The 24,513-nt window shown below is 48.4% G+C and carries 23 protein-coding genes; 16 read left to right on the top strand and 7 right to left on the bottom strand.

Annotated elements, in window-relative coordinates:
• Positions 1-32: 32 nt before the first annotated feature.
• The 5 genes from HMPREF1527_RS04150 to HMPREF1527_RS04130 are packed head-to-tail and all read right to left on the bottom strand — an operon-like array spanning position 33 to position 6,748.
• The gene (locus tag HMPREF1527_RS04150) at positions 33-221 is read right to left on the bottom strand and encodes a hypothetical protein (RefSeq protein WP_016477451.1); all 189 of its coding nucleotides are present in this window, start codon (positions 219-221) and stop codon (positions 33-35) included.
• On the bottom strand, positions 214-2,049 hold the full coding sequence (locus HMPREF1527_RS04145; protein WP_016477450.1) for an ABC transporter ATP-binding protein: 1,836 nt from the start codon (positions 2,047-2,049) through the stop codon (positions 214-216). Before HMPREF1527_RS04145 ends, HMPREF1527_RS04150 begins: the two co-directional genes overlap by 8 nt.
• A complete protein-coding gene (locus tag HMPREF1527_RS04140; RefSeq protein WP_016477449.1) occupies positions 2,043-5,381 on the bottom strand; it encodes an energy-coupling factor transporter ATPase in 3,339 nt (1,112 codons plus the stop codon). Before HMPREF1527_RS04140 ends, HMPREF1527_RS04145 begins: the two co-directional genes overlap by 7 nt.
• Positions 5,378-6,130, bottom strand: coding sequence for an energy-coupling factor transporter transmembrane component T (locus tag HMPREF1527_RS04135; RefSeq protein WP_016477448.1), 753 nt, complete (start codon positions 6,128-6,130; stop codon positions 5,378-5,380). Before HMPREF1527_RS04135 ends, HMPREF1527_RS04140 begins: the two co-directional genes overlap by 4 nt.
• Positions 6,131-6,748 carry an MptD family putative ECF transporter S component gene (locus HMPREF1527_RS04130; protein ID WP_016477447.1) on the bottom strand — a complete coding sequence of 206 codons (618 nt, stop codon included), beginning with the start codon at positions 6,746-6,748 and terminating at the stop codon, positions 6,131-6,133.
• 246 nt (positions 6,749-6,994) lie between these two features.
• On the opposite strand from HMPREF1527_RS04130, the gene HMPREF1527_RS04125 reads away from it, so the two are divergent.
• The 16 genes from HMPREF1527_RS04125 to HMPREF1527_RS04050 all read left to right on the top strand — a co-directional run bounded on the left by HMPREF1527_RS04125 (position 6,995) and on the right by HMPREF1527_RS04050 (position 22,082).
• Positions 6,995-8,935, top strand: a complete 1,941-nt coding sequence (locus HMPREF1527_RS04125; RefSeq protein WP_016477446.1) for a transcription antiterminator — start codon at positions 6,995-6,997, stop codon at positions 8,933-8,935.
• 6 nt (positions 8,936-8,941) lie between these two features.
• Positions 8,942-9,307, top strand: a complete 366-nt coding sequence (locus HMPREF1527_RS04120; RefSeq protein ID WP_016477445.1) for a PTS lactose/cellobiose transporter subunit IIA — start codon at positions 8,942-8,944, stop codon at positions 9,305-9,307.
• A gap of 15 nt (positions 9,308-9,322) precedes the next feature.
• The gene (locus HMPREF1527_RS04115; protein WP_016477444.1) at positions 9,323-9,658 is read left to right on the top strand and encodes a PTS sugar transporter subunit IIB; all 336 of its coding nucleotides are present in this window, start codon (positions 9,323-9,325) and stop codon (positions 9,656-9,658) included.
• A 66-nt stretch (positions 9,659-9,724) separates the two neighbouring features.
• On the top strand, positions 9,725-11,095 hold the full coding sequence (locus HMPREF1527_RS04110) for a PTS sugar transporter subunit IIC (RefSeq protein ID WP_035433681.1): 1,371 nt from the start codon (positions 9,725-9,727) through the stop codon (positions 11,093-11,095).
• Positions 11,096-11,204: 109 nt separating this feature from the next.
• Positions 11,205-12,293 carry a DUF871 domain-containing protein gene (locus HMPREF1527_RS04105; protein WP_016477442.1) on the top strand — a complete coding sequence of 363 codons (1,089 nt, stop codon included), beginning with the start codon at positions 11,205-11,207 and terminating at the stop codon, positions 12,291-12,293.
• 164 nt (positions 12,294-12,457) lie between these two features.
• Entirely contained in the window at positions 12,458-13,519 is a 1,062-nt protein-coding gene (locus HMPREF1527_RS04100) for an iron ABC transporter permease (protein WP_016477441.1), read from the top strand.
• A complete protein-coding gene (locus HMPREF1527_RS04095; RefSeq protein ID WP_016477440.1) occupies positions 13,519-14,334 on the top strand; it encodes an ABC transporter ATP-binding protein in 816 nt (271 codons plus the stop codon). The genes HMPREF1527_RS04100 and HMPREF1527_RS04095 overlap by 1 nt, the downstream gene beginning before the upstream one ends.
• A 55-nt stretch (positions 14,335-14,389) precedes the next feature.
• Positions 14,390-15,529, top strand: a complete 1,140-nt coding sequence (locus HMPREF1527_RS04090; RefSeq protein ID WP_016477439.1) for an ABC transporter substrate-binding protein — start codon at positions 14,390-14,392, stop codon at positions 15,527-15,529.
• 68 nt (positions 15,530-15,597) lie between these two features.
• Positions 15,598-16,023 (top strand): molybdopterin-binding protein, encoded by a 426-nt coding sequence (locus tag HMPREF1527_RS04085; RefSeq protein WP_016477438.1) that lies wholly within the window; start codon positions 15,598-15,600, stop codon positions 16,021-16,023.
• Positions 16,024-16,185: 162 nt separating this feature from the next.
• Positions 16,186-16,680, top strand: a complete 495-nt coding sequence (locus HMPREF1527_RS04080; RefSeq protein WP_016477437.1) for an S-ribosylhomocysteine lyase — start codon at positions 16,186-16,188, stop codon at positions 16,678-16,680.
• Between the two features lie 12 nt (positions 16,681-16,692).
• Positions 16,693-16,950, top strand: coding sequence for a hypothetical protein (locus tag HMPREF1527_RS04075; RefSeq protein ID WP_016477436.1), 258 nt, complete (start codon positions 16,693-16,695; stop codon positions 16,948-16,950).
• Positions 16,951-16,992: 42 nt separating this feature from the next.
• The gene (locus HMPREF1527_RS04070; protein ID WP_232209526.1) at positions 16,993-18,141 is read left to right on the top strand and encodes a fosmidomycin resistance protein; all 1,149 of its coding nucleotides are present in this window, start codon (positions 16,993-16,995) and stop codon (positions 18,139-18,141) included.
• Positions 18,110-18,508: a hypothetical protein gene (locus tag HMPREF1527_RS04065; protein ID WP_016477434.1), complete on the top strand. Its 399-nt coding sequence runs from the start codon at positions 18,110-18,112 to the stop codon at positions 18,506-18,508. Before HMPREF1527_RS04070 ends, HMPREF1527_RS04065 begins: the two co-directional genes overlap by 32 nt.
• Before the next feature lie 10 nt (positions 18,509-18,518).
• The gene (locus tag HMPREF1527_RS04060) at positions 18,519-19,337 is read left to right on the top strand and encodes an oxidoreductase (protein ID WP_016477433.1); all 819 of its coding nucleotides are present in this window, start codon (positions 18,519-18,521) and stop codon (positions 19,335-19,337) included.
• A gap of 157 nt (positions 19,338-19,494) precedes the next feature.
• On the top strand, positions 19,495-20,742 hold the full coding sequence (locus tag HMPREF1527_RS04055) for an amidohydrolase family protein (protein WP_016477432.1): 1,248 nt from the start codon (positions 19,495-19,497) through the stop codon (positions 20,740-20,742).
• Positions 20,743-20,945: 203 nt separating this feature from the next.
• The gene (locus HMPREF1527_RS04050) at positions 20,946-22,082 is read left to right on the top strand and encodes a GTP-binding protein (protein ID WP_016477431.1); all 1,137 of its coding nucleotides are present in this window, start codon (positions 20,946-20,948) and stop codon (positions 22,080-22,082) included.
• A gap of 27 nt (positions 22,083-22,109) precedes the next feature.
• On the opposite strand, the gene HMPREF1527_RS04045 is transcribed toward HMPREF1527_RS04050, so the two are convergent.
• On the bottom strand, positions 22,110-22,868 hold the full coding sequence (locus HMPREF1527_RS04045; protein ID WP_016477430.1) for an ABC transporter ATP-binding protein: 759 nt from the start codon (positions 22,866-22,868) through the stop codon (positions 22,110-22,112).
• 12 nt (positions 22,869-22,880) lie between these two features.
• The gene (locus HMPREF1527_RS04040) at positions 22,881-24,416 is read right to left on the bottom strand and encodes a glycine betaine ABC transporter substrate-binding protein (RefSeq protein WP_035433963.1); all 1,536 of its coding nucleotides are present in this window, start codon (positions 24,414-24,416) and stop codon (positions 22,881-22,883) included.
• Between the last annotated feature and the right edge of the window lie 97 nt (positions 24,417-24,513).

Raw genomic sequence — 24,513 nt, 5'->3', positions numbered from 1 at the left:
CGTGCGAGTATGCGTGCGGTTAGTCCTTGTCGCTAGTCCTTGTCGTGGGCAAACGACATAATGATATTACCGCCGATTAAAAGCACCAGACCAAGGGAAGTCAGCGCTGTTCGCAGCGGATCTGCGATGAAATCGGAAGGCAGATAGAGGCCGCCTATCAGCAAAAAGATGCTGAAGAGAGCCGCAAGCAGGCCGAACATTTTTTGAGTGGCCTCATTCATCTGCCGTCTCCTGTGCTACCTGGCCCTTTATAGGTTTTTCTGCAGGTTCCCACGTTTCATACATTTGTGTTGAGGACGTATGCCATTCGTGCGATTGAATGTCCACCTGCACCATATGGCAATACGCGCCATTTCGCGCCATCAGCTCATCGTGAGATCCACATTCGATGATTCTGCCGTCGTCGATGACCGCAATCTTGTCGGCGTTGCGAATAGTAGGGAGTTTATGGGCAATTACCAGAGTCGTTTTATTGCGGCACAGCTCTGTCATGGCCTGTTGGATATAGCGCTCATTGTCGGCATCGATGCTGGCAGTCGCTTCATCGAGCACAATAATGGGCGCGTCCTTGAGAATTGCGCGTGCAAGAGAGATACGCTGCGCCTCGCCGCCCGAGAGCGTGGCACCGCCTTCGCCAATCATGGTGTCAAAACCGTACGGCATGCGCATAATAAACTCGTAGCAGCAGGCTTTACGTGCTGCTTCAAACACCTCTTCGCGGGTTGCATTCGGCTTTCCCATGGCAATATTGTTGTATACCGTGTCCTGGAACAAATAGACATGTTGAAACACCATGCTGATATGATCCATGAGCACCGCCATCGGCAGCTGACGAACATCAATACCTCGCAGCAGCACACTTCCTTTGGAGATGTCCCAGAAACGGGCTAAAAGATTGACGATAGTGGTTTTGCCGCTTCCTGATTGTCCCACCAAAGCAATCATTTGCCCGCGGTCAGCAGAGAAAGAGATATCGGTAAGCACGACCTTCTCGCCGTAGGCAAAAGAAACATGGGAAAATTCGATTTCGTGTTTGATAGCACCTTCGACATCGTCTGCCTGGGGAACACAGCTGGTGCCTGTGTCGCTCAACTCTTCCTGGGAAAACAGGGCTTCAATGCGGTCGAGAGCGCTTTCCATAATGATAAGGCGTGTACTCTGCTGGTAAAGGTCTCTGAGCGGTCCAAAGAGCTGGAACAAAAAGAGGGTAATGCCGACAAAGGTACCAAGTGCCAAGGTGCCTTGTTCGAATTGCCAGACAGCGAGCGCGAGCGCCGCTGCGGAACCCAGACCATATACTATGAGGAGCGCTATTTCAAAAGGAGATTGCTCGTAAGCAAATTGCAGGCTGGTGTCGCGCATATCGGAGAAACTTTTACGCAAGTCGCACGCGCTTTCTCCGGTCAAATTGTAGCTCTTGACAACGGCAAGACCCTCCGTATATTCCAGCACAGCATCAGTTACCTGCTCGATAGTCTGCTGGCGGACATTTGAGTTCCGTCTCGCTTGCGCGAGCATTGGCTGTGCAATCAGGATGGCGAGAAGTTCAACCGCCAGTACGGCGATTCCTATCAGGGGGTTCATCGCTAAAAGAAATGCGGTCAGGATAACCTGAGCAAAAACGTCGCTGACAACGTTTGCAACAATTGACATGCTCTGCTCTTCGATGTAGACCATATCGGCCGAAAGAATCGAGCTGATGCGTCCGATGTTGCCGGCGGTGAAAAATCCCATAGGGAGGCGCCGCAGATGATAACCGAGCTCTACGCGTTTCTCGGCAAAAATCTCATAACCTGTTCCTGATTGCATGCGATCAGACAGGTAGTGGAAGATAGATTGAAGTGCCAGAAGCACCAGCATTCCCGCTGCTAAAAAACAACAGGTCAAAGGGGTTGCTCTGTCGTCAAGCAGCAGGTTTAGTGAAATGATCGCCAGCATGAGTGGCATATTTGCGCAAAACGATTTCAGAAATGTGAAGCCATACGCGAGTCTGATGCGTCGCGCATACGAGCCTGAAAAAACAAGAATGCGGTGGACAAGCCTTAGCATGACGCCTCCTTGGTGCCTTTGACTATCTCTTGCGGCATTTCTCGGAGCGTCCAGCCAGAAGTTTCTTCGGCGGCATTCCATAGCGTGCGGTATTCCGGGCAGGATGAAATGAGTTCATCCTGCGTTCCCTCTGCGAGAACATGTCCATGATGCAGCATGATGATCTTATCGGCATGCGCTATAGAGCGAAGTTTATGAGCAATGACGATTACTGTTTTGCCGACAATGATTTCACTGATAGCACGGTTCATCTTTCGTTCGTTTTCAGGGTCGATAAAGGCGGTGGCTTCGTCGAGCACTACGATGGGAGCGTCTTTTAGAATGGCTCGTGCAAATGAGATACGCTGGCGCTGGCCGCCCGACAGCTTCAGGCCGGCTGTGCCAACGTTGGTATCATAGCCATCTTCAAGCGTTCTGATGAACTCATCGCACTGCGCTTTTCGAGCGGCTTCATATACCTCTTCATCGGTTGCTTCGGGTCGGCCAACACGAATGTTTTCCAAGATGCTTCTATTAAACAGGAACAAATCTTGGGAGACGTAGGATATCTGATTGTTAAGCGTCTGTTGCGACAGACTCTCAAGGCGTTGTCCTCCTATAGAGATGCTGCCGCTTGCAACGTCATAATGGTGAGCCAAAAGACGGGCAACAGTACTTTTGCCACTGCCGCTTTCTCCCACCAAAGCAGTCATCTGATTTTCTCTGGCGGTAAATGAAACTCCCTTGAGTACTTCGCTGTCGCTGTAGGCAAAGTGCACATTCTCAAATGAGACATCATAGCTATAACCTGTGAAATTCTCGTTTCCCGTTTTGAGCGGGGTCTGATCTAAGGCCTTTTCAAGCGCCTGAATCTTAAAGCCCACCTGAGGAATTGCTCCGATAAATGTCATACAATGCAGCAGAAGTGGTCCTATGCCAAAGCTGAGGCAAAGAACCAGTATGCATTTTGAGAGTGTTATATGGCCGAGAAGTACCATCAGTACTCCAAACGGCAGCGTGTACAGCACGATATTTGAAAACAGACTGCCGTACAGAGCCATCCAAGGCCAACAAATCTTATACCAGCCCAAGGCTTGATCGCGATAAGACGCCACGGAACGTTCGAATCTCTCACCCGAATCTTTTTGGCGATTAAATATGCGTACAACTTCCATGCCGTGTACGTATTCAATGATGGTATTGTTGAGACGTTTGGCAGCGGAAAAATAGCTGCCCATTTTATCGATACCCACGTTGTACATCTGTTGGGAGACAATGACACCGAACATCACCACGAGAACGGTGAGAAGGGCCATCTGCCAGTCGATGGCGCAAATTGTCAGGAGCACGACCGCAACAACGGAGATATTTGCCGCTCCTTCGGGAATTATATGCGCCAGAAGAAGCTCAATCGATTCAACGTCATCGGTGAACAGCTTTTTGATAGCGCCGGCTCCCATGTCCTGCACTGTGCCGATAGATTGCGTTTCCAATCGCTCTTGCAGGAATTCTCTGAGATTTTTTAGGGTATTGAATGCAGCCTTATGCGAGAAGATCAGGCCTGTTGTATAAAGTATCGCATGTATACACTCGCATAGGGCAACGGCTGCGATAGCAGGAACGGCTGTTGCAACAGTAATGCTTTCACCGGCAAGAGCTGAGGCAATAAGGTTGTAGATGAACAGATAGGGAACAACGCTTGTTACCGCACCGATGACCATAAAAAGGGCCGCTAGGGCGATACCTTTTTTCTGCTCTCCCGCATACTGCAGGATTTTGCCTATAGCTCTGGTATGACTCCGTCTTTTGCTGGTGCTTTTGCTGCTGGGGGAGAGAAAATAACTGCGCACACGCACGACGCCTTCATGGTCAAGCGGATAGAACGCTATAGCGCGTCCATCGCGTATGTGCAGCACATGTGTGCAGCATTGCAAAATCAGTTCGGGATCATGCGTGATGATAACTGAGCATTGGACTTGACCGTGCATGTCTCGTAGAAGGTCTCCGAAACGTTCCATACCGCGGCGATCGAGGCCGCTTGTAGGCTCATCATAGAACAGAATGTCTTTGCCTGCGCAAAGCGCTGACGCGATAGCTACACGTTGCTTTTGTCCTCCGGAAAGTGATGCGGGGTGACGGTTTTTGTAGGCAAGCACACCCAGGCTGTCAAGAATGCGGTCGGCCTCTTCTTCTGAGACGTGCGCGTTGAGACTGACTTCTTCGGTCACGTCTTCTGCAAATAGTTGGCGGTTGACATCCTGCATGACCATAAAGCTTCTCTTGGAGCGAGCCTTTGCTGTTTCAAAAATGCCGTTAAAGGCAACCGTTCCGCTGGAGGGAGTGACGCCGCAAAGTGATTCTGCCAAGGTGCTTTTGCCGCAGCCATTGTCGCCAATCACGGCAACTACGCTATGCAGAGGGAATGAAATGCGGTTGATATCTAGGATACGTGCGCCGCCGCGGTTGCAGGTAAGGTCAATCGCTTCAAGAGCCGGGCGCTTCTCGGCAGCCTCGTCGGCGGTTGTTGTGGCAGTTGATATGCCCGCAGTCGTCTCGGTGCGTGCTATGGCAAACTGGCGTTCATTGGCTTGCGCCTTGGTGAGTCGACGCAAATCGGTGCAGCGCAGACCCAGTTCTGAGAGTTGATCATCATCAAGCAAGCGCATTTCGTGCGCCGAGAAGGTCTTTTCAATACGCCCGTTTTTGACATAGATAAACTGATCTGCCAGATCCATGAGGTAGTGCAGGCGATGTTCGGACAAGACGATAGTCTTTCCCTCTTCTTTCATCTTTGCCAAGATGTCGTGCAAGCGATGTATAGCCTTTTTGTCAAGGTTTGATGACGGTTCGTCCATGACGTATATGCGTGGATCAGAAGCATAGACTGAACCGCAGGCAATCTGCTGTTTTTCTCCTCCAGAGAGCTCAAAGATGTTGCGGTTCATGAGAGCATCAAGTTGCATGTCGGCGCATGTCTTGGCGAGCCTGCGTCGTATTTCATCACGAGGCAGCGCTTGGTTTTCACAGCCGAATACCAATTCACCGGTAGTATCTACATTAAAGAACTGACTTTTAGGATTCTGAAAGACGCTGCCGATATAGGCGGCAGTATCGTGAAGCTCTGCGGTAGTGACGCAGATATCGTCTACAGAGACGGTGCCCTCCATCTCTCCTTCATAGAAATTGGGGGCGAGGCCATTGATAAGACGCGTAAGAGTGGTTTTTCCGCATCCGGATTCGCCGACGAATACCGTGAACGTTCCGTCACCAATGGTCAAATTGATATGATTGACGCCGTCACCGGTACCGTTTTCACCACCGTAATGGAAACTGACATCTTCAAAGCGAATCATAGGACACTCATTCCTGATATTCGGGAATAGAGTATCCAGGCCGCGGTGGTACAGAAAATAATAATGGCAATAACATCGGCAAGGTGAAGTTGTACTTTTTCAAATGAGGTGCGCTCGCGTTTGCTGTCCATGCCCCGAGCCAGCGAAGCTGCGGCTAGTTCTTCCATGACACCGACGGAAGAAAAAAGCAGCGGAACGAGAATATATTCGATGGTTTGAAACGGTCGACGGAAGATGGTTCCCGGGGTCATCGAGATGCCGCGGAATGCCATTGCTTTGCGGACGCCGCTCCATTCATTCTGTACGGTTGGAATAAAGCGAAACATGACTGCCAAAGGAATAACAATGGTCATAGGCAGGTGCATGGCCTGGAATGCCGAGAGAAACTGGCTTATGCGTGTGGTGCGCACAAGCAGGAGGAAAGAGACAAGGATAGGGAAGAAGAATATAAAAAGCGATATAAATCCCAGGCACAACGAAGTTATCGCTTCAGCACCCTGTTGTTCCGGCGCCTCGACACAATAACGGATAAACAAAATGACAAGAAGGCTTGCAAAACACTTGAGTGCCAATGCTCGCTTTCCGTTCAAAGCCAGCATAGCGCATTGCAGAAAACCGATTACCAAGATGGGAACAGTGCCGTGTACCGAGAGACTTAACAGACAGCTGACAAAAAAGACCAGCAGCTTTGTACGCGGATCAAATCGAACGATCGCTTCTGAGTCATCGCCGTAAAGTTCAAAGTCCACTTAGATAATCCCGGCTTTGTCAAAATGCTTTTTTACGAGCTTGCTTGCGATGAGCGCGCCAATAGCTCCACCGGCAAGCGCAAGAGCGATGGTGAACACAAAGAAGCCAGGTCCAAAAAGACTGGCGTATACTTGCGCGCGAGCTTCACCGTAATAGCTCTTTGTGACTTCAAGAGAATCCTGAAGATTAAAGACAAAGCTCAAAAACGGTGCGGCCATAGTGAGGTTAAAGAATACGTACGAGAGCATGTACATTTTTTTCGAGGTGTATTTTCCGAGATAGATGATAAGTTCAGCGAGGAGTGAGGCACCGATGACTACTGCCAGTGAATACCACGTTAGGTGCCCGGTTGCCAGAAGAAAAAGAATTCCTAGGATAAGTGCAGCACCAAATTTGCGAATCTTCATGACATAGAGCATATAGACTGTGCCGGCGACGGCGCCAACGGTGAGTGGTGCTATAAAGTACAGAATGGGAAGAATCATACCGGAACCCATGACAACTATGAGCATAACCATGATGTAGAGAGCGCAGAATGCACCTGCATAGATGAGATCTTTTGTATTGAGCTTTTTACTGCTTTTACCGGCGCTCTGAACATGAACCTTATTTTCCACGACAGCTCCTTTTTTGCTGTAAACACCTACCCTGCACTTTGCTGAGTAAGAGTTTACATTAGCTAACTAATATAATTAAACAATAGATATTCAACGGAGACCTGTCAACGTTCAAAATGCAGCCTATTGTCATGGCGCATGATTGTATAGTTTTCCGAGAAGTATGCTTCCTTATCCCGCTGGCAGTTTTGGAAATGGAATCTGCTCTCTCTCATTTCTATACTGAGAGAAAAAGGAGGATATGCCGTGGACGATAAGGTCGCACGACTTATAAGGTATATGGAAAAGCATGGCAGCGCCGCTGCTCTACAGCTATCCGAACATCTTGGTGTGAGCAAACGCACCGTTCGCTCCTATATCAAACGTGCAAATTCTTCGATGAACGGTAGTGCCTGCATTGTGACGGATCGTTGCCAGGGATATCGTTTTGTTGTTAATAATACCCAGGCATTTTCTCGCTTTGTAGATGACTGTACGGCTCATGCAGGCGCAACTATGCCGCAAACGTCTAACGAGCGCGTAGCGTATCTCGTCAACGATTTACTTAACCGCAGTGAATGGATTACAGTCGATGAACTTGCAGCTCTCCTCTTCGTTTCAAGAAAAACTATCTCATCCGATCTTAAGCGAGTTGAGAAGGTCTTCGAAAGGTTTCACCTATCTTTAGAAAGGCGCTCTCATTACGGTATACATGCTGAAGGAGCGGAGATGGACCGCCGCCTGTGTCTTGCAAGTCTTGCTGTTGATGATGAAGAGGGGCATCTTCATCTTGGAAGCGATGAAGATGATAGGATGATTGCTGAAATCTCTTCTTGCGTAGCGAAAATTATAGAAGAAAGGCAGCTCCGACTTACTGCTTTTGCCCAGCAAAATCTTGTCATTCATATTGTGATTGCCATCAAGCGAATCCGCCAAAAGTGCTATGTGCCTATGGGTACCGATTCTATGAAAGAAATTTATTCAACCTATGAGTTTGCTGCTGCTCAGTATCTAATTGATTGTTTATCGGAGATTTTCGATGTTGCTTTTCCTCGACAAGAAGTTGCTTACATCGCAATCCATTTGGCGTCAAAGAAAACGCTTGCGCGGATTGCAGAGACTGGCAATCTTGTTGTTTCGGATGACATTTGGTCGGCTATTACCGAAATGCTGGAGCTTATTTGGGAAAATTTCCGTTTTGACTTTCGGAATGATTTGGAGTTGCGTATAAATTTAGCGCGCCATATCGTACCGCTTGCTGTTCGTCTCCGCTATCGTATGCCGGTGGAAAACCCGCTGTTAGTGGATATCAAGAGACGTATGCCGCTTGCATACCTTATGGCAGTTGAGTCATCGGGTGTCCTTGCTAAAAAATTCAAGGCCCCTCTTTCTGAAGAGGAAATAGGTTATATTGCCCTTGCCTTTGCTCTTGCGCTTGAACGTCAAAAGACAGAACTTCCCAAAAAGAGCGTCCTTACTGTCTGTGCTTCTGGAATGGGGACTTCCCGGCTGCTTGCCATACGTGTGAGGGAAGAATTCGGACCCTATATCGGGTCAGTTGAGTCGTGCGATCTTGCTGGTCTCAGCAAAGTCGATTTTTCGAAGGTTGACTACGTTTTTTCAACGGTTCCCATTGTGCAAAAACTTCCTGTGCCAGTCTGTCAGTCAGGGTTTCTTCTTGACGATATTGATATGAGCAGCGTGCGCCGTATGTTGAGGAATCAGAGTGATTATTGGGGATTGACGAATTGTTTTTTCGAAGATCTATTCTTTCCGCACCTTACGTTTACCACAAAAGACAAGATTATTGAATTTCTCTGTCGAGAGATTGAGAAGCACGAAGAGTTTGCAAAGAAAGATTCTAGGAAGAGCTTTGCGGAACTAGTCCGTGAACGAGAACGCCTTGCAAGGACTGCATTCGGTAACAATGTGGCTCTTCCACATCCGGTCCGCCCGGTGGGAGAGCGGACTGTTGTGGCGATAGGACTTCTTGAAAAAGCTATCGACTGGAGTGGTACGTCAGTAAGGGCGGTGTTTCTCATTTCTATCTCACGTCATGATGATGAAGCGGCGAGGGAGTTCAATCAGGGAATGGCATCATTGCTTATGAATGAAGAAGTAATCGCGTCATTGCTTGAAAAACAGAATTTCTCGGACTTTATCAGGCAGATAGTACCATCCACAACAGTTTTGGAAAAGGAGGACTAGCGGCTTATGAACGAAAAGGATGTTGAGGCAATTGTATCGAACCTTGTAGTACACGGCGGCGATGCAAAGAGTTTGGCGATTGAAGCTATTAAAGCTGCTCGTCAAGGTGATTTCGAGCACGCTGATAGTTTGATGCAGCAGAGTACTGATGCCCTTAACAGTGCGCATGAGTTTCAGATGAGACAGATTCAGCAGGAAGTAGTCGGTGAAAAGAACGAAATGGTTTCGCTTTTGATGGTGCACGGGCAAGACCATCTGATGAATGCGATTACCGTTCACGATCTGGCCGACCAAACCATTGCTCTGTGTAAACAACTTGCCGCTGGTGGTTTTCTTAACAGCTCAGGATCTGCAAATAGCGTTTTAGCCTAGAAGAAAGGACAAAGCATGAAGAAGGTTGATTTGTTTTGCAGCGCAGGTATGTCAACGAGCATGCTTGCAAAAAAGATGCAGGAGGTAGCCGATGCTCACAATATCCCGGTAAAAGTTGAAGCGTTTTCATCGGGTTCGATCGACAACCTTGTGGAGCAAGATACTCCCGACTGCATTTTGTTGGGGCCACAAGTGCGGTTCATCTTTGACGCAGTCAACGAGAAATATGGCTCCCGTATTCCTGTGGGTGTCATTGATTCTGCCGATTATGGTTCTCTCAATGGAGAGCGTGTGCTCAAAATGGCAATTGCTCTTCTTAAAAGTGGCAGTACAATACCGAAAAAAGAGTGACCGTAAAACAATTAACCGATTTCATTGTTGATATATAGCAGATGGGAGTTGATTGTTGTGACAAGTATGGAAAAGTTTGAAAAGAAATTGATGCCTTTGGCAGAAGTAGTTAGCAAAAACAAGTACCTTTTAACCATGCGTGACTCATTTGCGATGATTATGCCACTTCTCATTATCGGCTCGATATTCACGCTTATTGCCAATTTCCCGATTGCTCCTTGGATGGAGTTCCTTAAAAATACAACGATTGGCGATAAAACCTTAGCCTCCCTTATTTCCATTCCGGCAGGCTGTACAGTTTCGTTTCTTGCACTCTTCTTAGCCTTTGCTATTGGATATAACTTTGCACCTCATATAGGAATTACAGACCGAGCTTCTGCAGGTTTTGTTTCCTTAGTTAGCTGGCTTATTTTGATGCCCCAATTCACCGAGTTCACTCCTGAGGGAGCAACTGAAGCCATCAAAGTGGCAAGTGTTCCGCTTGGTTGGGTTGGAGCAAAAGGTGTCTTTATTGCCATTGTCGTTGCTTTCTGTTCAGTTAAGATTTTTGGTTTTGCCTTAAATAAGAATTGGACCATTAAGATGCCGGAGGGCGTACCCCCGACGGTAGCTCGTGCATTTTCAGCTCTCATTCCCATGACACTGTCTTTTACGATTATTTGGGCAGTAGCTGTTCTTTTTGTTCTGACTCCTTTTGATAATGCGTTCAATTTTGTATACAAAATTCTGCAGATGCCACTTCAGACACTCGGTGGGACTGTGATTGCGCAGACAGTTGTGTATATATTTGCTCATATTCTTTGGTTCTTTGGCATTCACGGTACAAACGTTACCGACTCTGTGTATGCGCCTATTCTCACAGCACTTTCTGCTGAAAACCAAGCTGCTCTTGCGGTGGGTCAGGCTCTTCCGAATATTATTAACCTGCAATTTCAAAATCTGTTTGCAACATTTGGAGGAGGTGGCTCAACACTGTCGCTCCTCATCATCGCTATCCTTACAGCTCGTTCTGAGCGCATAAAGAAACTTTCAAATCTATCGATTCTTCCGGGTATCTTTGGCATTAATGAACCGGTTATTTTTGGGCTTCCTATTATCCTGAACCCAATTCTTTTTATCCCATTCCTATTAGTGCCTACGGTCAATATCATTTCAACATGGGCGGTCATGAAGATCGGTTTGGTGCCGCTCTGTAATGGCGTTATGCTGCCGTGGACTACTCCTCCGGTCATCTCTGGATTCCTGGTAAGTGGATGGCAGGGCGCTGTGTGGCAGATAGTTCTCATTGTCATTGGTTGTCTTATTTACTTCCCCTTTGTCAAAGCACTTGACGACCAGTATTTGAAGGAAGATGCCGAAGCTAAAGCCAAGCAAGAGAACGCTAATTTTACCTCTATGGATCTTGATTCCATTGATCTTGATGCGATTGAATTGTAGTCCGTTGTCCTGTAGTGATCTTGTCGTCGGCAGGAATGTTTCTGCCGACGACCTTATATCTGGTAACCTCAGTACGATATCTTTTATTGCAAGATGAAGGAGCAATTAGATGCATCGTCTTGGAATCTCAGTTTATCCTGAGCACTCAACTCCTGAAGCTGATGAAGCGTATATGAAGCTTGCTGCCGAGTATGGTTTCTCGCGTATTTTTACCTGTCTGCTCTCAGTCAAAAAAACGCGTGAAGAAACGCTCGAAGAATTTAGCGCATTTATGAGAAAAGCGCATGAATATGGATTTAAGGTTGCCGTTGATACCAATCCTCTTGTCTTTGAGCATCTTGGGGCCTCAGCAATGGAGATAAAACCCTTTGCTGATATGGGTGTAGATATCATCCGACTCGACGGACATTTGGGAGATAGAGAGGATATTGCCCTGACTCGAAATCCGTATGGAATATCAATTGAGTTCAACGCAAGTTCCACGCTTGCTTTGGACGTTCTTATCGAGCGCGGTGCTTCTCGTCACAATATGTGCGTATGCCATAATTTCTATCCTGAGAGATATACTGGCCTCAGTGAGCAACGCTTCATCGAATTCTCAAAGCGATATTTTGATTTGGGACTTCCGTCTGCAGCCTTTGTTTCAAGTAGACACACAGAGACGTTTGGACCATGGCCTGTCTATAACGGTCTTCCTACCTGTGAAGCTGATCGCATCCGTCCCATTGACCTGCAGGCCCGTCACCTCATAGCTACCGGGATGATCGACGACGTAATCATCGGTAACTGTTTTGCTTCTCTTGAAGAGATTAAAGCGCTCGCTGCAATGGACGTTACAAAAACGACGTTTCATATCAAATTCAATGAAGGCACAACAGATGTCGAAAAGAATCTCCTCTGGCAGTTTGTCCATGTGACACGCGGCGATGCATCGGAGTATTTTCTCCGCTCATCGGTTCCCAGAATGTATGGATATTCCACTCCCATTCCGCCGCGTCAGATAAGAGGTGGTATTCACAGGGGAGATGTTCTTGTCGTTAACAGTAACCTTGAACATTATCTTGGCGAGATCGAAGTTGCCTTGCGAGACTTTGAAGATGACGGCACGCGTAACATTGTGGCCCGGATACCTTTGGAAGAGCAATTCCTTCTCGATTACGTTAAGCCCGAATATCCGTTCGGATTTATTCGAGAATAACTTTGTTCGGAAAGATGCGCTGTTTGAGCTTCTTAGAGATAATCGGTGTCTCTTTATGTGCATGCGTATTTTGCGAACCTACGTTAGGGGCGTTTAAGCTAAAATAACAAGCAGACTAGGCGTTACAGTCACAAGGATAGGTTCTGTCAACAGGAGAAAAAGCGATGGCTGCTCTGAAAAACGTGCAGCAGAAGCATGGCTATGAAGCTCATCATGTTCGAAATATCATTTTGAGCATAGGCTGTGTTGCGCTTCTGTGCATGTTATTTATTCTGGGTTTGTCCGTGGGACGTATGAGCATTGCCCCGGGAGACGTAGCGGGCATTTTGTCTCAGAAGTTTTTTGGAACCGGGGGCTCATGGTCTCAGGCAGCAACTAATGTAGTTATAGATATTCGGCTTCCACGCGTGGTTGCTGCGCTTTTAGTGGGAGCGGCGCTTTCTATTTCCGGTGCGTCATATCAGGGACTTTTTAAGAACCCCATGGTATCACCTGATATTCTTGGTGCCAGTGCGGGAGCTTCATTTGGTGCGGCGCTGGCGCTGCTTTTCAATGGTTCAAATAGGGTGGTGCAACTTTGCGCCTTTGGTATGGGATTTATCGCGGTGATGTTGACCTACCTGAGCGCGCGTCGCATTGGACGGGGTTCCAATCAGATTTTGCTGCTTGTGCTCTGTGGTCTCATCGTAGGTACTCTTTTTCAGGCCTTTGTTTCCGTTATCAAGTACACCGCCGATCCCATGTCAAAGCTGCCGGAAATTACCTATTGGCTGATGGGCAGCATCGCCAAAGTGACATGGAATGACCTTGCAATCTATATGATTCCCTTTGTGGTGGGCGCGCTGCCAATTCTGGCGTTGCGCTGGAGACTCAATATCTTGTCCTTCGGCGATACGGAAGCCGAGTCCCTTGGCATCAATGTCAGCCTTATGCGCGGTATCTATATTTTCTGCGCGACGCTTCTAACTTCAGCGGTCGTTTCAATTGCAGGAGTTGTGGGCTGGGTTGGTCTTATCATTCCTCATCTCGTCCGCTTTATCTTTGGTCCTGATAACCGTGTGGTGCTTCCACTGTCGTTAGTTGTTGGGGCCGCTTTTATGATTCTTGTGGATATGGCGTGTCGTACGCTTTTGGCTTCTGAAATTCCCTTAGGCATTCTGACGTCTATCATCGGTGCCCCATTCTTCTTTGCAATCCTCCTTCAGACGCAAAGGGGGCAACGCTGATGAGCGAGAAGAACGTGTTGTTGCAAGCAACCAATATCACCTGCGGATACGATGGCAAATCTATACTTGAGGCGGTAAATCTTGATGTTTCCGCAGGAGATATTACATGTTTGCTGGGACCGAACGGTGTCGGGAAGACCACACTGTTCAAAGCGCTTCTTGGTTTTTTGCCCTTGATGAGCGGAAAAGTCGAAATTGCCGGCCGCAATCGAGTGGAACTAAATCGCCGCAAGCAGGCAAAGCTTCTCGCGTATGCCCCGCAGATTCATGTGCCGCCGTTTTCGTTTTCTGTGCTTGATGTGGTGTTGACGGGTCGAGCGCCTCATTTGGGCGTATTTGCGTCTCCCACCAAGGATGACTACACATTGGCTGATCGCGTGTTGGAGGAGCTTGAGATTACAAAACTCCGGGACCGTATTTATACCGAACTTTCAGGCGGAGAAGCGCAGATGGTACTTATCGCCCGCGCTTTGATGCAGGATACTTCGCTGCTCATTCTTGATGAGCCGACTGCCGCGCTCGACTTTGGCAATCAGGTGCATGTGCTGCGCCGTATAAAAGCTTTGGCGGAAGATGGTCGCGGTATTGTTATGACGACACACAATCCCGATCATGCCTTTCTTGTGGGCACGAAAGCGGTGTTGCTTTCTCATGCAAAGGAAGTGAAGTCAGGAACGGTTGAGGACGTGGTTACCGAGAAGAACCTTGAGGCGGCGTATGGCATTGACGTGCATGTCGTTGAGGCTCAAGACGAGACGGGAATGACGATTAAAACATGTGTCCCATCGCTGGCAGAGCATGCCGACGTGGTATAGCGCTCAGGTGCAGAAAAGCGGGCAGACAGGTTAGGTTCAAATGAAAGGAAAACACATGGAATCCAGAGAGCACAACGAGAACATTGACTACAACAAGGGTGCAAATCTTTCGTCAGTAAGCAGACGTGATTTCCTCAAGTATGCGGGTATGGCAAGTATGCTTGGTCTTACCGGCAGCGGCCTTGCTGCTTGCAGTGGCACCAAGACCGAGGATACGAGCAAGAAGGAAGAGTCTCAGCAACCGAGTACACAGACGGTTACCGACATGAATGGCACTGAGGTTGAAGTGCCCGTGAATCCCACCAAGTATGCTGACAGCTGGTATGCGCACAATGAGATTACCATCATGCTTACCGGAGCTGAGGGTCTTGTAGCGACTCATTGTGATAAGAAAAGCTTCCCGTGGATGTATAAGGTTTGTCCGAATATGGAGAAGGCTACGGTTACCTTTGGAAAAGACTTTAACTTCGAAGAACTTGCAAAGCTTGAGCCGCAAGTCATCTTTGATTCCAATGAGAATCTTCGAGACAAGGCAAAAGAGCTTGGTATTCCTTTGGTCAACTGCTCCTTTAATACGTACGACACCATGCAGAAATCTATCGAACTGACCGGTAAGGTTTACGGTGGCAAGGCTGTTGATATTGCCAAGAAATACAATGAGGAACTTTCCTCTACGGTTGCATTCGTTAAAGAGAAAACTGACAACCTTGGCGAGAATGACCGTCCGAGCGTCATGCACGGCACTTCCGTGTACACGTTTACCCTCGACGGCAAAGATACCATCATTGATACCTGGATTGAGACGGCCGGTGGCAAGAATGCCGTTACCGAAAGCACCAAAGGTAATGCGCAGCAGAAATTCTCGCTTGAGCAGATTATTGCCTGGAACCCTGAGGTTATCATTACCGGTAAGGCTGAAGAAGTCGACCAGATTTTGGCTGATCCCGCTTGGGCTTCCATTTCAGCAGTTAAGGATAAGAAAGTCTATGTAAACCCCAAGGGCGTCTTTGGCTGGGATCGCTATGGCGTTGAGGAACTGCTGCAGATTCAGTGGGTCTCCGCATTGCTGCATCCGGACCTCTTCCCCGATCTTGATATCCGCGCTAAGGTCAACGATTTCTATAAGACCTACCTGAATTATGAACTTACAGAAAACGAAATCGACCTTATCCTTGCCGCCAAGAATCCTGAATAAGGATGGGTAGGATGCGATTACTTGGGTATAGTAATACGGTCTGTAAACGTTTGATGTAAGGACAGGATATGCGTATTTCCGCACGTAATCAATTTAAAGGTACTATTGTTAAAGTTATCGAAGGTGCTGTCAACGGCGTTGTCGTAATCTCTTTGGGCAACGAAGAGGTCAAGGCCGACATTACCAGAGAATCTATCAAGGAGCTTAGCCTGACTGAAGGTAAGGCCGCATATGCCATTATCAAAGCTACCAATGTTATGTTCGCTTCGGGCTCTGAACGTATTGCCAACATTTCCGCTCGCAATCAGTTTCCCGGCACTATCATCAAGGTGACCGAAGGTGCTGTTAATGGTCATGTCTCCCTTGAGACAGCCGATGGTATTGTGATTTCCGGCTCCATTACCAATGAGGCCATTGAATCGCTTGGTCTTAAGGTGGGAGATCCTGCTCTTGCTGTTATCAAGGCAACCGATGTAATGGTTGGTATTGAGTAGTAATTGCTCTCGCGAACGTTGTATCTGCCGAGAAGTGCCTCCATTCAGGTGCTTCTCGGCAGAGTCTTTTTAGATTGTGTGTCGGTCTTATATGGTCGGTCTGAGTTCGTTTATGATTATAGGAAGCAGCGCGCGATTAATGAGAGGCGCGAAGGAGGTCGCATGGAACGTATTGCAAGCTTTTCCGTTGATCATAGGGTTCTTGAGCCAGGCGTATACGTGTCACGTCGTGATGTTGACGAGAAGAGCGGCGCGGTAGTAACTACCTTTGATTTGCGCCTTACGGCTCCGAACCGTGAGCCTGTCATGGATACCGCTGCGGTGCATGCTCTTGAGCATCTTGGAGCGACGTTTTTGCGCAATGACCCCGCGTGGTCTTCTCGCGTTATTTATTTTGGACCCATGGGATGCCGTACAGGTTTTTACCTCGTCGTATTCGGTGAGGCAGAACCGGCTGATATAGCCGACCTGGTCAAGCGCCTCTTTGAGTTTGCCCGTGATTATGAGGGTGAGATTCCCGGTGCACGTCCTGAAGAATGCGGGAATTGGCATGATGCCGACCTTGTGCAGGCACAGTGGTGGGCGCGTCGGTATCTGGATAAAACGCTGTATTGTCTCGATGACGCCCATACGCATTATCCGACGTTGTTGAGTTGAGTGGAGGCTGATATGTCCCGGCGTAAGATTTTTTCAACATCGGTATTACTTTCAACATCACTGTTACTTATGGCATGTCTTATGCTCTTTCCCCTTACTGTTTATGCGGATGCGATACCCGCGCCCAAGTTGGAGTCTCCTACCCATAGGGTTATCGAGACGATTGCGCAAACAAACGGCACTGGTAACGCACTTGCCGTTATAGTGCCGGTGCTTATTCTCGCATTTGCAATCATTGCGGTTATTGCCATCATAAAAAGTAAAAAATAGCGCGCGTATGTGTTGGGGGTGATACGGATGAGTGCAGCGGACGTGGCACACACGATGTCTTATACGACGCATGAAGGAGAGGTTTCTGTTCCCGAACCGTCGGCAGTAGGGTCGATGGTTTTTACCTATGCCATCTGCCATTTTGTTGTGGATCTTGCCTGTGTATCCACGATGCTCGGAGCAGTGAGTTCAACGCTGGATCTTGCCGGCACATCCAATCAGCCAAGTCCGTTTGCGGTGTTTTTCGCAATTCTCTTATACGACATGTTTGCCTTTGCACTGCAGCTTCCCATAGGTGCGCTTCTTGACCGTGTCGACAAGAACCAGCGCGCAGCATTGGTTTCTTTTGCTCTTATTGCGTTTGGTATCGTTGTCTCTCTGGTTCCTTTAGGAGTTTGTGCCTGGATTGCGGTATGTTTCTTGTCCATAGGGAATGCGGCATTTCACTGCGCCGGCGGCATTGACGTACTGAATGTTTCCGAGAAGCGCACGGCGCCGTCCGGTATTTTCATTTCAACCGGAGCGGCAGGAGTTTTTCTGTCAACACTCTTGTTCCAAAGAAACAAACTCCTGGTTGCGTTTACATTATTGACGTTACTTTTGATTTGCGCCGCTCTGGTTTTTGCCCTATGGCGTATGAACGTAAAGCATTGGCAAAAGCACAATTTGCCTTTTATGATGCCAACATTTACGCGCGCTCGGACGATGGCGGTAGTTCTTTTGGCAACAACCGTACTTCTCCGTAGTTATGCAGGTATGGTGATGACGTTTCCGTGGAAGGCAGATCCACTTCTTGCGGCCTTTGCGGTAGGGGGCGTTGTCGTTGGAAAAGCCTGCGGTGGTGTGGTCGCCGACAAATACGGACTGCGTTTGACGTCTGCCGTCTCTCTTGCAACTTCGATGCTCTTGTTTTTGTTTGCGTGGGAATATCCGGTAGCGGGGCTTCTCGCGGTGTTTTTATTTAACTTTACGATGCCGATTACGCTGTCCGTCCTTGCCCGACTTTTACCTTGCGCCAGGGGTACGGCCTTTGGCATTGCTTCGTTTTCGTTGGCGGTAGGCTCACTGCCGGCGCTTTTGGGGTTTGCCCCGTCAAGTCCGTTTGTGCTTGTAGCGCTGGCAGCCGTATCGCTCGCGTTACTTCTTGGAGGGCTTTACTGTGCCAATCAGGCTGATGCTTGTGGAGTGTAGCGTCGGCCTCATCCAAGAGATGCTTTTTGTTTTTGTCCGGAGCTTGACGGTAACGATTGCCGTCGAGCTTATTGTTGCTGCGTTTCTGTTTCATATCCGGGACGTGCGGCGCCTGTTGGTTGTGACTCTTGCTCAAGTGGCAACGAATCCGCTTGTGGTGTACCTGTCCCTTCTTGCGGCAGATCTTACGCAAGATTTTGTGCTTTATTATATTGCGGTGGGTTTCTTGGAGTTGAGCGCAATCGTTGTCGAGAGTATTCTCTATCGGATAACATACCGCTTTGAACATCCGGTAGAACTTTCGCTGGTGGCCAACACGTGCTCCTTTGCCAGTGGTTTTTTGTTGCATACGGTTTTTAGTCTTTAAGGTGATACGCATGGATCCAAAAGTCATTCTCATAACGGGGGCCAGCGGCGGCATGGGCTACAGAGCTGCGGAAGCTCTTGCCAAGCAGGGACATATTGTTTATGGCGCCGCTCGACGTGTCGAGAAAATCGCGCCGTTGATTTCATGTGGCGTTCACCCGCTGCACCTGGATATCACCGATGCGCATTCCTGCACTGCCACGGTTAAGCGGATAGTCAGTGAGCAGGGACGTATTGACGTATTGATAAACAATGCAGGCTATGGGTCGTTTGGAGCCATTGAAGATGTGACTTCTGACGAAGCGCACCACCAATTTGAGGTTAATGTCTTCGGCTTGGCTGAGCTTACCAAAAGGGTTCTTCCGTATATGCGCATGAAGGGACGTGGTCGGATCATCAATATCGGCTCGGTGGGAGGCCGCCTGGTGAGCTATCTTGGTGGCTGGTACCATGCGACAAAATACTCCGTAGAGGCGCTTTCTGATGCCCTACGTATGGAGCTGAGTGATTTTGGTATTGACGTGGTTCTTATTGAGCCGGGTTTCATAAAAACCAACTGGCCCTATATCGCGGCCGACCACCTGGAGGCATCTTCTCGCGGTAGCGTATATGAACACCGGGCCATCGAAACTGCTCGCAGCATTCGGGGAATTTATAACGGACCGATTGCGAGCAGACCGAGTGTGGTGGTAAAGGCCATCCTTAAAGCGGTAAACGTGCGCAGACCGAAAACTCGCTATCTTGCGGGAGCAGGAGCGCATGCCGGGGTTTTCTGGCATGCGGTGCTTCCTACGCGCGCATTCGATTTCATCATCAAACGCACGATGTAGCATCTCTCGCGCATCCGTTTGTAGACGGTTTTGCTCCATTTACCGCTTACTTAAGAAGGATTCTTGTCTATAAGTTTACCTAGTCTTACTATCCAGATAAGTCTATGGTTTCTGCGCAAAAGTTGAGCAGACAAAGTGGAAAAAGGATGTGAGACGTATGAGTAAGCACGCTTTTGTGGGTGGTAAGCTTATTGACGGAACCGGTGCTGCTCCTGTTGAAGATTCCGTTGTCCTTGTCGATGACAAAACGATTGCCTACGCGGGTACTCGCACTGAAGTTCCTGAGGGCTATGAAATCTATGACGCAACCGGTCATACGGTTATGCCGGGTTTAATCGATTCTCACCTGCACTTTTCAGGTAACCTTACCGACAATGATAATGACTGGGTTATTGAGTCTGTGGCTCAGAAGCAGGCATGCGCGGTGAAGCAGGCATATGATGCTCTCACGCATGGCTTGACTACCGTTGTTGAGATTGGCCGTAACGGTATTGCTATCCGTGATTTGGTCAACATGGGCGTTATGACAGGTCCGCGCATCTTTGCAACCGGTCTTGGCTTCTGCCGCGTTGCCGGTCACGGCGACTCTCACCATCTGCCGCTGCAGATTTCCAAAGACGGTCATCCGTGGGGCGACCAGGTCGATGGCCCGTGGGAGCTTCGGAAGGCAATCCGTCGTCGTCTGCGCGAGAATCCCGATGGTATCAAAATCTGGGCTACCGGTGGCGGTATCTGGCGTTGGGACTCTGATCGTCTGCAGCTCTTCTCGACAGAAGAAATCAAGGCCATTGCCGATGAGTGCAAGCTGGTAGGAATTCCTCTGTATGCACACTCATACAATAACTTTGACGCCGCATACGATTGCGTGCGCTTTGGCTGCACGCAGCTTATCCACGGCTTTGAGCTTGACGAGCGCACTATGAAACTCATGGCTGAACAGGGGACATTCTTTACGCCTACCATCGGCTTCTTGCCCACATGGTATTCCACCTATCCGCCTGACTGGACTCCTGAGCTTGACGCATTCCCGGGCGAGACGGTTGTCGAGAAGGGCCTCGCGCGCACCTACGAGAACCTTCGTAAGGCGTATGAGCTGGGCATTACCATCACCATCGGCTCCGACTCCTTCAGCTTTGTGACGCCGTACGGCTATGTCACCATTGATGAGATGTATGACTTTGTCGACAAGGTTGGCGTTTCCATTCTTGATACCATTTCCGCTGCAACCTACAACGGCGCCAAGATGCTCGGTAAAGAGAACGAGTTCGGTGCTGTTAAGGAAGGTCTCTCTGCTGACCTTCTGGTTGTTAAGGGCGATGTCGTCTCTAACATTCATGACCTTACGCCTGAAAACATGGATGTGATTATGAAGGAAGGCACCATTATTGAGCGTGGCAGCTTCTAGGAGTTATGCGAGAAAACGCGAGAAGCACGAGAAGCAGCGCGAGAAACGCTGTGAGAAGCGCTGTGAGGTGCTGCGAAGAACGTGGAGGTGCTGTGAGAAGCGCTGTGAAAAGCGCCAGGTGTCAGACATGGTATTGTGATGTGTACGCGAGGACCCCGACTTTCGGGTCGGGGTCCTCTGTATGACAGTGACGGGAGTTTGTGATGGTCGAGCCCAAGGAAGTCAAAATCGCCTTGCTTACCGGATATCTCGGTGCAGGGAAAACAACCATTTTGAACCAGATCCTCTCCAATACGCAGGATATTCGCGCTGCCGTTATTGTGAATGACATCGGTGAAATTAATGTGGACGCGGGTTTGATTCGAGATGGCGGATATGCAAAAGAGGGCGATGTCATTCCTCTGACAAATGGCTGTCTTTGCTGCACGCTTTCAAATGATCTTGCCTTGCAGCTTGGCGATTTGGCTGATACTGGGGAGTTCGATTACATCATTATCGAGGCGTCGGGTATTTGCGAACCCATTCCCATTACCTATACCATCTCGGCATTTTGCAATCAGAGCCAGCATACGGCTAAGCACTCCCATCTGAGTCTTGATAATATCGTTGCCGTAGTCGACTGTGCTCGCATGTATGATGAGTTCAACGGTGGAAAAGCTCTTCTCGCCGATGACATAGAAGAGGACGATATTGAGAATCTTTTGATTCAACAGATTGAGTTTTGCTCGACACTCATCCTGAACAAGACTGATCTTGTGACCAAGGGACAGTTGTCGGAACTCAGGGCTTTGGTGCGAGGTTTGCAGAGAGATGCTGTCATTGTTGAAGTTCAAAACGGCGACATCGCTATGAGCGAACTTATCAATACCAGTCGCTTTGATTTTGATAAAGCGTATGCCTCAGCAACATGGATGGACGCGATGGAACATCCGGAAGAGCATGAAGATCCAGAGGTGCTTGAATACGAGATTACAACCTTTGTATACAAGCGCCGCAAGCCCTTTGACTTGGATAAGCTCAACAAGTTTGTATCCGAATGGCCCAAGAGCATCATTCGCGTGAAGGGGTCGCTTTGGGCGGCGCAAGATCCCGATATGAGTTACGTCTTTGAGCAGGCCGGCAAGCAGGTGCAATTCTACGAGAACGGCCTTTTCTACGACTCTATGCCGCCTGAGGCGCGTGAAACATTGCTTGACGAGAAGCCCGAGCTGCGTGAAGAATGGGACCCCGAACTAGGGGATCGCCAAACAAAGCTCTGCTTTATTGGACGACACATGGATCATGAAGCGCTGAAAGTTGGCCTCGATGCCTGCTTGACTGAATATATGCCTGATGTATAAACGGTGCTCCAGCGTAGTCGAATACAATCAATCGTTTTCAAGAGACAGATCCTGGTAGACGCCGCGTTTTACCAATTGCCTGACAAAGTCTGTCGCAGGGTTGTGGAAGATCTCGTGAGGCGTTCCATATTGCTGAATTTTTCCTGCATCCATAACCAATACCTTTGTACCCAGCTTGAGCGCTTCGGAAATATCATGGGTGACAAAGAGAACGGTGATATGCGTTTCATTGTGGATACGCTTAATTTCCTCCTGGAGTTGATCACGAGTAATTTCATCAACCGCGCCAAAAGGCTCGTCCATAAGTAGGATGCTGGGCGATGCTGCAAGAGAACGGGCAATACCTACGCGCTGCGCCTGACCACCGGAGAGTTCGGCAGGATAATGGTTCTTAAATTCTTCGTCAAGACCTACGATTTGCATCCATTTGGCGACGGCATCTTTGGTTCGCTTGGTATCTTTTTTATTCAGGAGATTCGGTACATAGGCAATATTTTGTTCAACGGTCATATGGGGGAACAAAACGCTGCCTTGAATGGCGTAGCCAATATTTCTCCTGAGTTCAATGAGGTTTTTCTCGTGAATGTCTTCTCCGTTAACAAGGACGTTTCCGCTGGTAGGCATAGTAAGGCCATTGACCATTTTGAGAAGCGTTGTCTTGCCACAACCTGAAGATCCGATGAACGTGACGAATTCCCCTTGCCCGATTGTGAGGGAAAGATTGTTGATGATGATTTTTTCACCATAGGTCTTATGGATGTTTTTGAATTCAATTGCGGCTATCATGGGTGTCACCTCCTAAATGAGACCTTTGGATATCAGGTATTCATGAGCTACGTCTTTGGGTTCTTTGCCATTGGTTTCAACTTCGTAATTCATGCGAGCCATATCCTCGTTGGTGATGGTATTGGTAAGGCTATCGAGAAGAGCCTTGAGCTCAGGATATTTTTGCAAAACCTCATCTCTGACCACATTGCCCGCCTGGTATGAGGCGAAGAAGTGACGGTCATCTTTCAAGAGGACAATATTTGCAGTATTGAGCTTGCCGTCAGTGGTAAAGACTATCATGGCGTCGATTTTTCCCTGGCTCATGGCTTCATACTTAAGACCGATGTCTAAATCAACGGTATTTTTGAAAGTCATTCCGTATGTCGAGCAAAGGGCGGCATATCCGTCTTCACGTTCAAAGAAATCATATTCTCCGCCAAAGGTCAGTTGGTTGGAGATGCGTGCAAGATCAGAGTAGGTTTGCAGATTATACTTTTCTGCGATGTCTTTTCTGACTGCAAGGCCAAAGGTATTTTCAAATCCATACATGCCCAGCCAGTGCATATTGTATTTCTGTTGGTATTCGCTTTGAAGTTGTGAGAACTTGTCGTTGGAATAGAAATCAGTGTTTTTCAAGACTAGGTTCCATCCGGTGCCCGTGTATTCCGGATAAATGTCAAACGAACCTTTCTCCATGCCAGGATGAATGTTTGAGGTGCCGCCGCCAACTCCCTGCGTGAGGTTGACTTTGAGGTCTGTTTTGCTTTCAATGAGTTCCTTGAGAGCCTCGCCAAGTATGTATTGCTCGGTCATCGGTTTGGTTGCAATATTGATAGTTTCTTTCTGACCAAAAGGCAAAAATAGCGCTATAGCAGCGAGGGCAGTAAGAATAACGCCTATAATACCGGCAATTTTATTGCGTTGACGCGCTCGAGCGCTTCTAAGTCTCATGCGCTTCTCGATACATCCCAGTAAGAAATCAACAATTAAGGCGAGAAAAGCAATAAGGAGACTTCCATCCATGGTCATAGCTGAGTTATTAGTGGTAATGCCTCTATAAATGGCAACACCTAAGCCTCCCGCGCCGATAAAGGATGCAATGCCACCCAGTGCAATGGTCATGACAGTCATGCTGCGAATACCTGACATGATGATAGGAAGCGCCAGAGGGATTTTGACCTTGACAAGTGTCTGCAACGTAGTGCTGCCCATGCCCTCGGCGGCTTCAATGAGTAACGGATCAATGTTGGTAAGTCCGGTGTGCGTGTTGATAACCATGGGGAGCAGTGCATATACGGTCAGGGCAATAATGGCGGTTGCATTGCCAATCCCTGAAAACGGAATTAAAAAACCAAGCATAGAGATGGATGGAATGGTATAGAGAAAGTTGATGACAGCAAGTGTAAGCTTTGCGGTTCTTTGAAAGCGGCTTATAAGAATACCGGTCACACCACCGACGATGATGGCAATGACGACTGCTGTGAAGGAGATCTGAATGTGCTCGAGGAGTAGTCGGCTGAAAAAATCCCAGCGAGAGACAAGAAGTGCCCACATGTCTTGTAGCATGTTCACATCAGTCTCCAAATCAAAGAACCTGGTTTACAAACGATGTAAACCAGGTTGAAGTTTTATCGTGGTATGTCCTTACCCGGATCGGAACTTT

Origin of the sequence: Atopobium sp. oral taxon 199 str. F0494 (genome assembly GCF_000411555.1) — a bacterium.
Taxonomy (GTDB): Bacteria; Actinomycetota; Coriobacteriia; order Coriobacteriales; family Atopobiaceae; genus Lancefieldella.
This window is presented reverse-complemented; position numbering and strand designations above follow the sequence as displayed.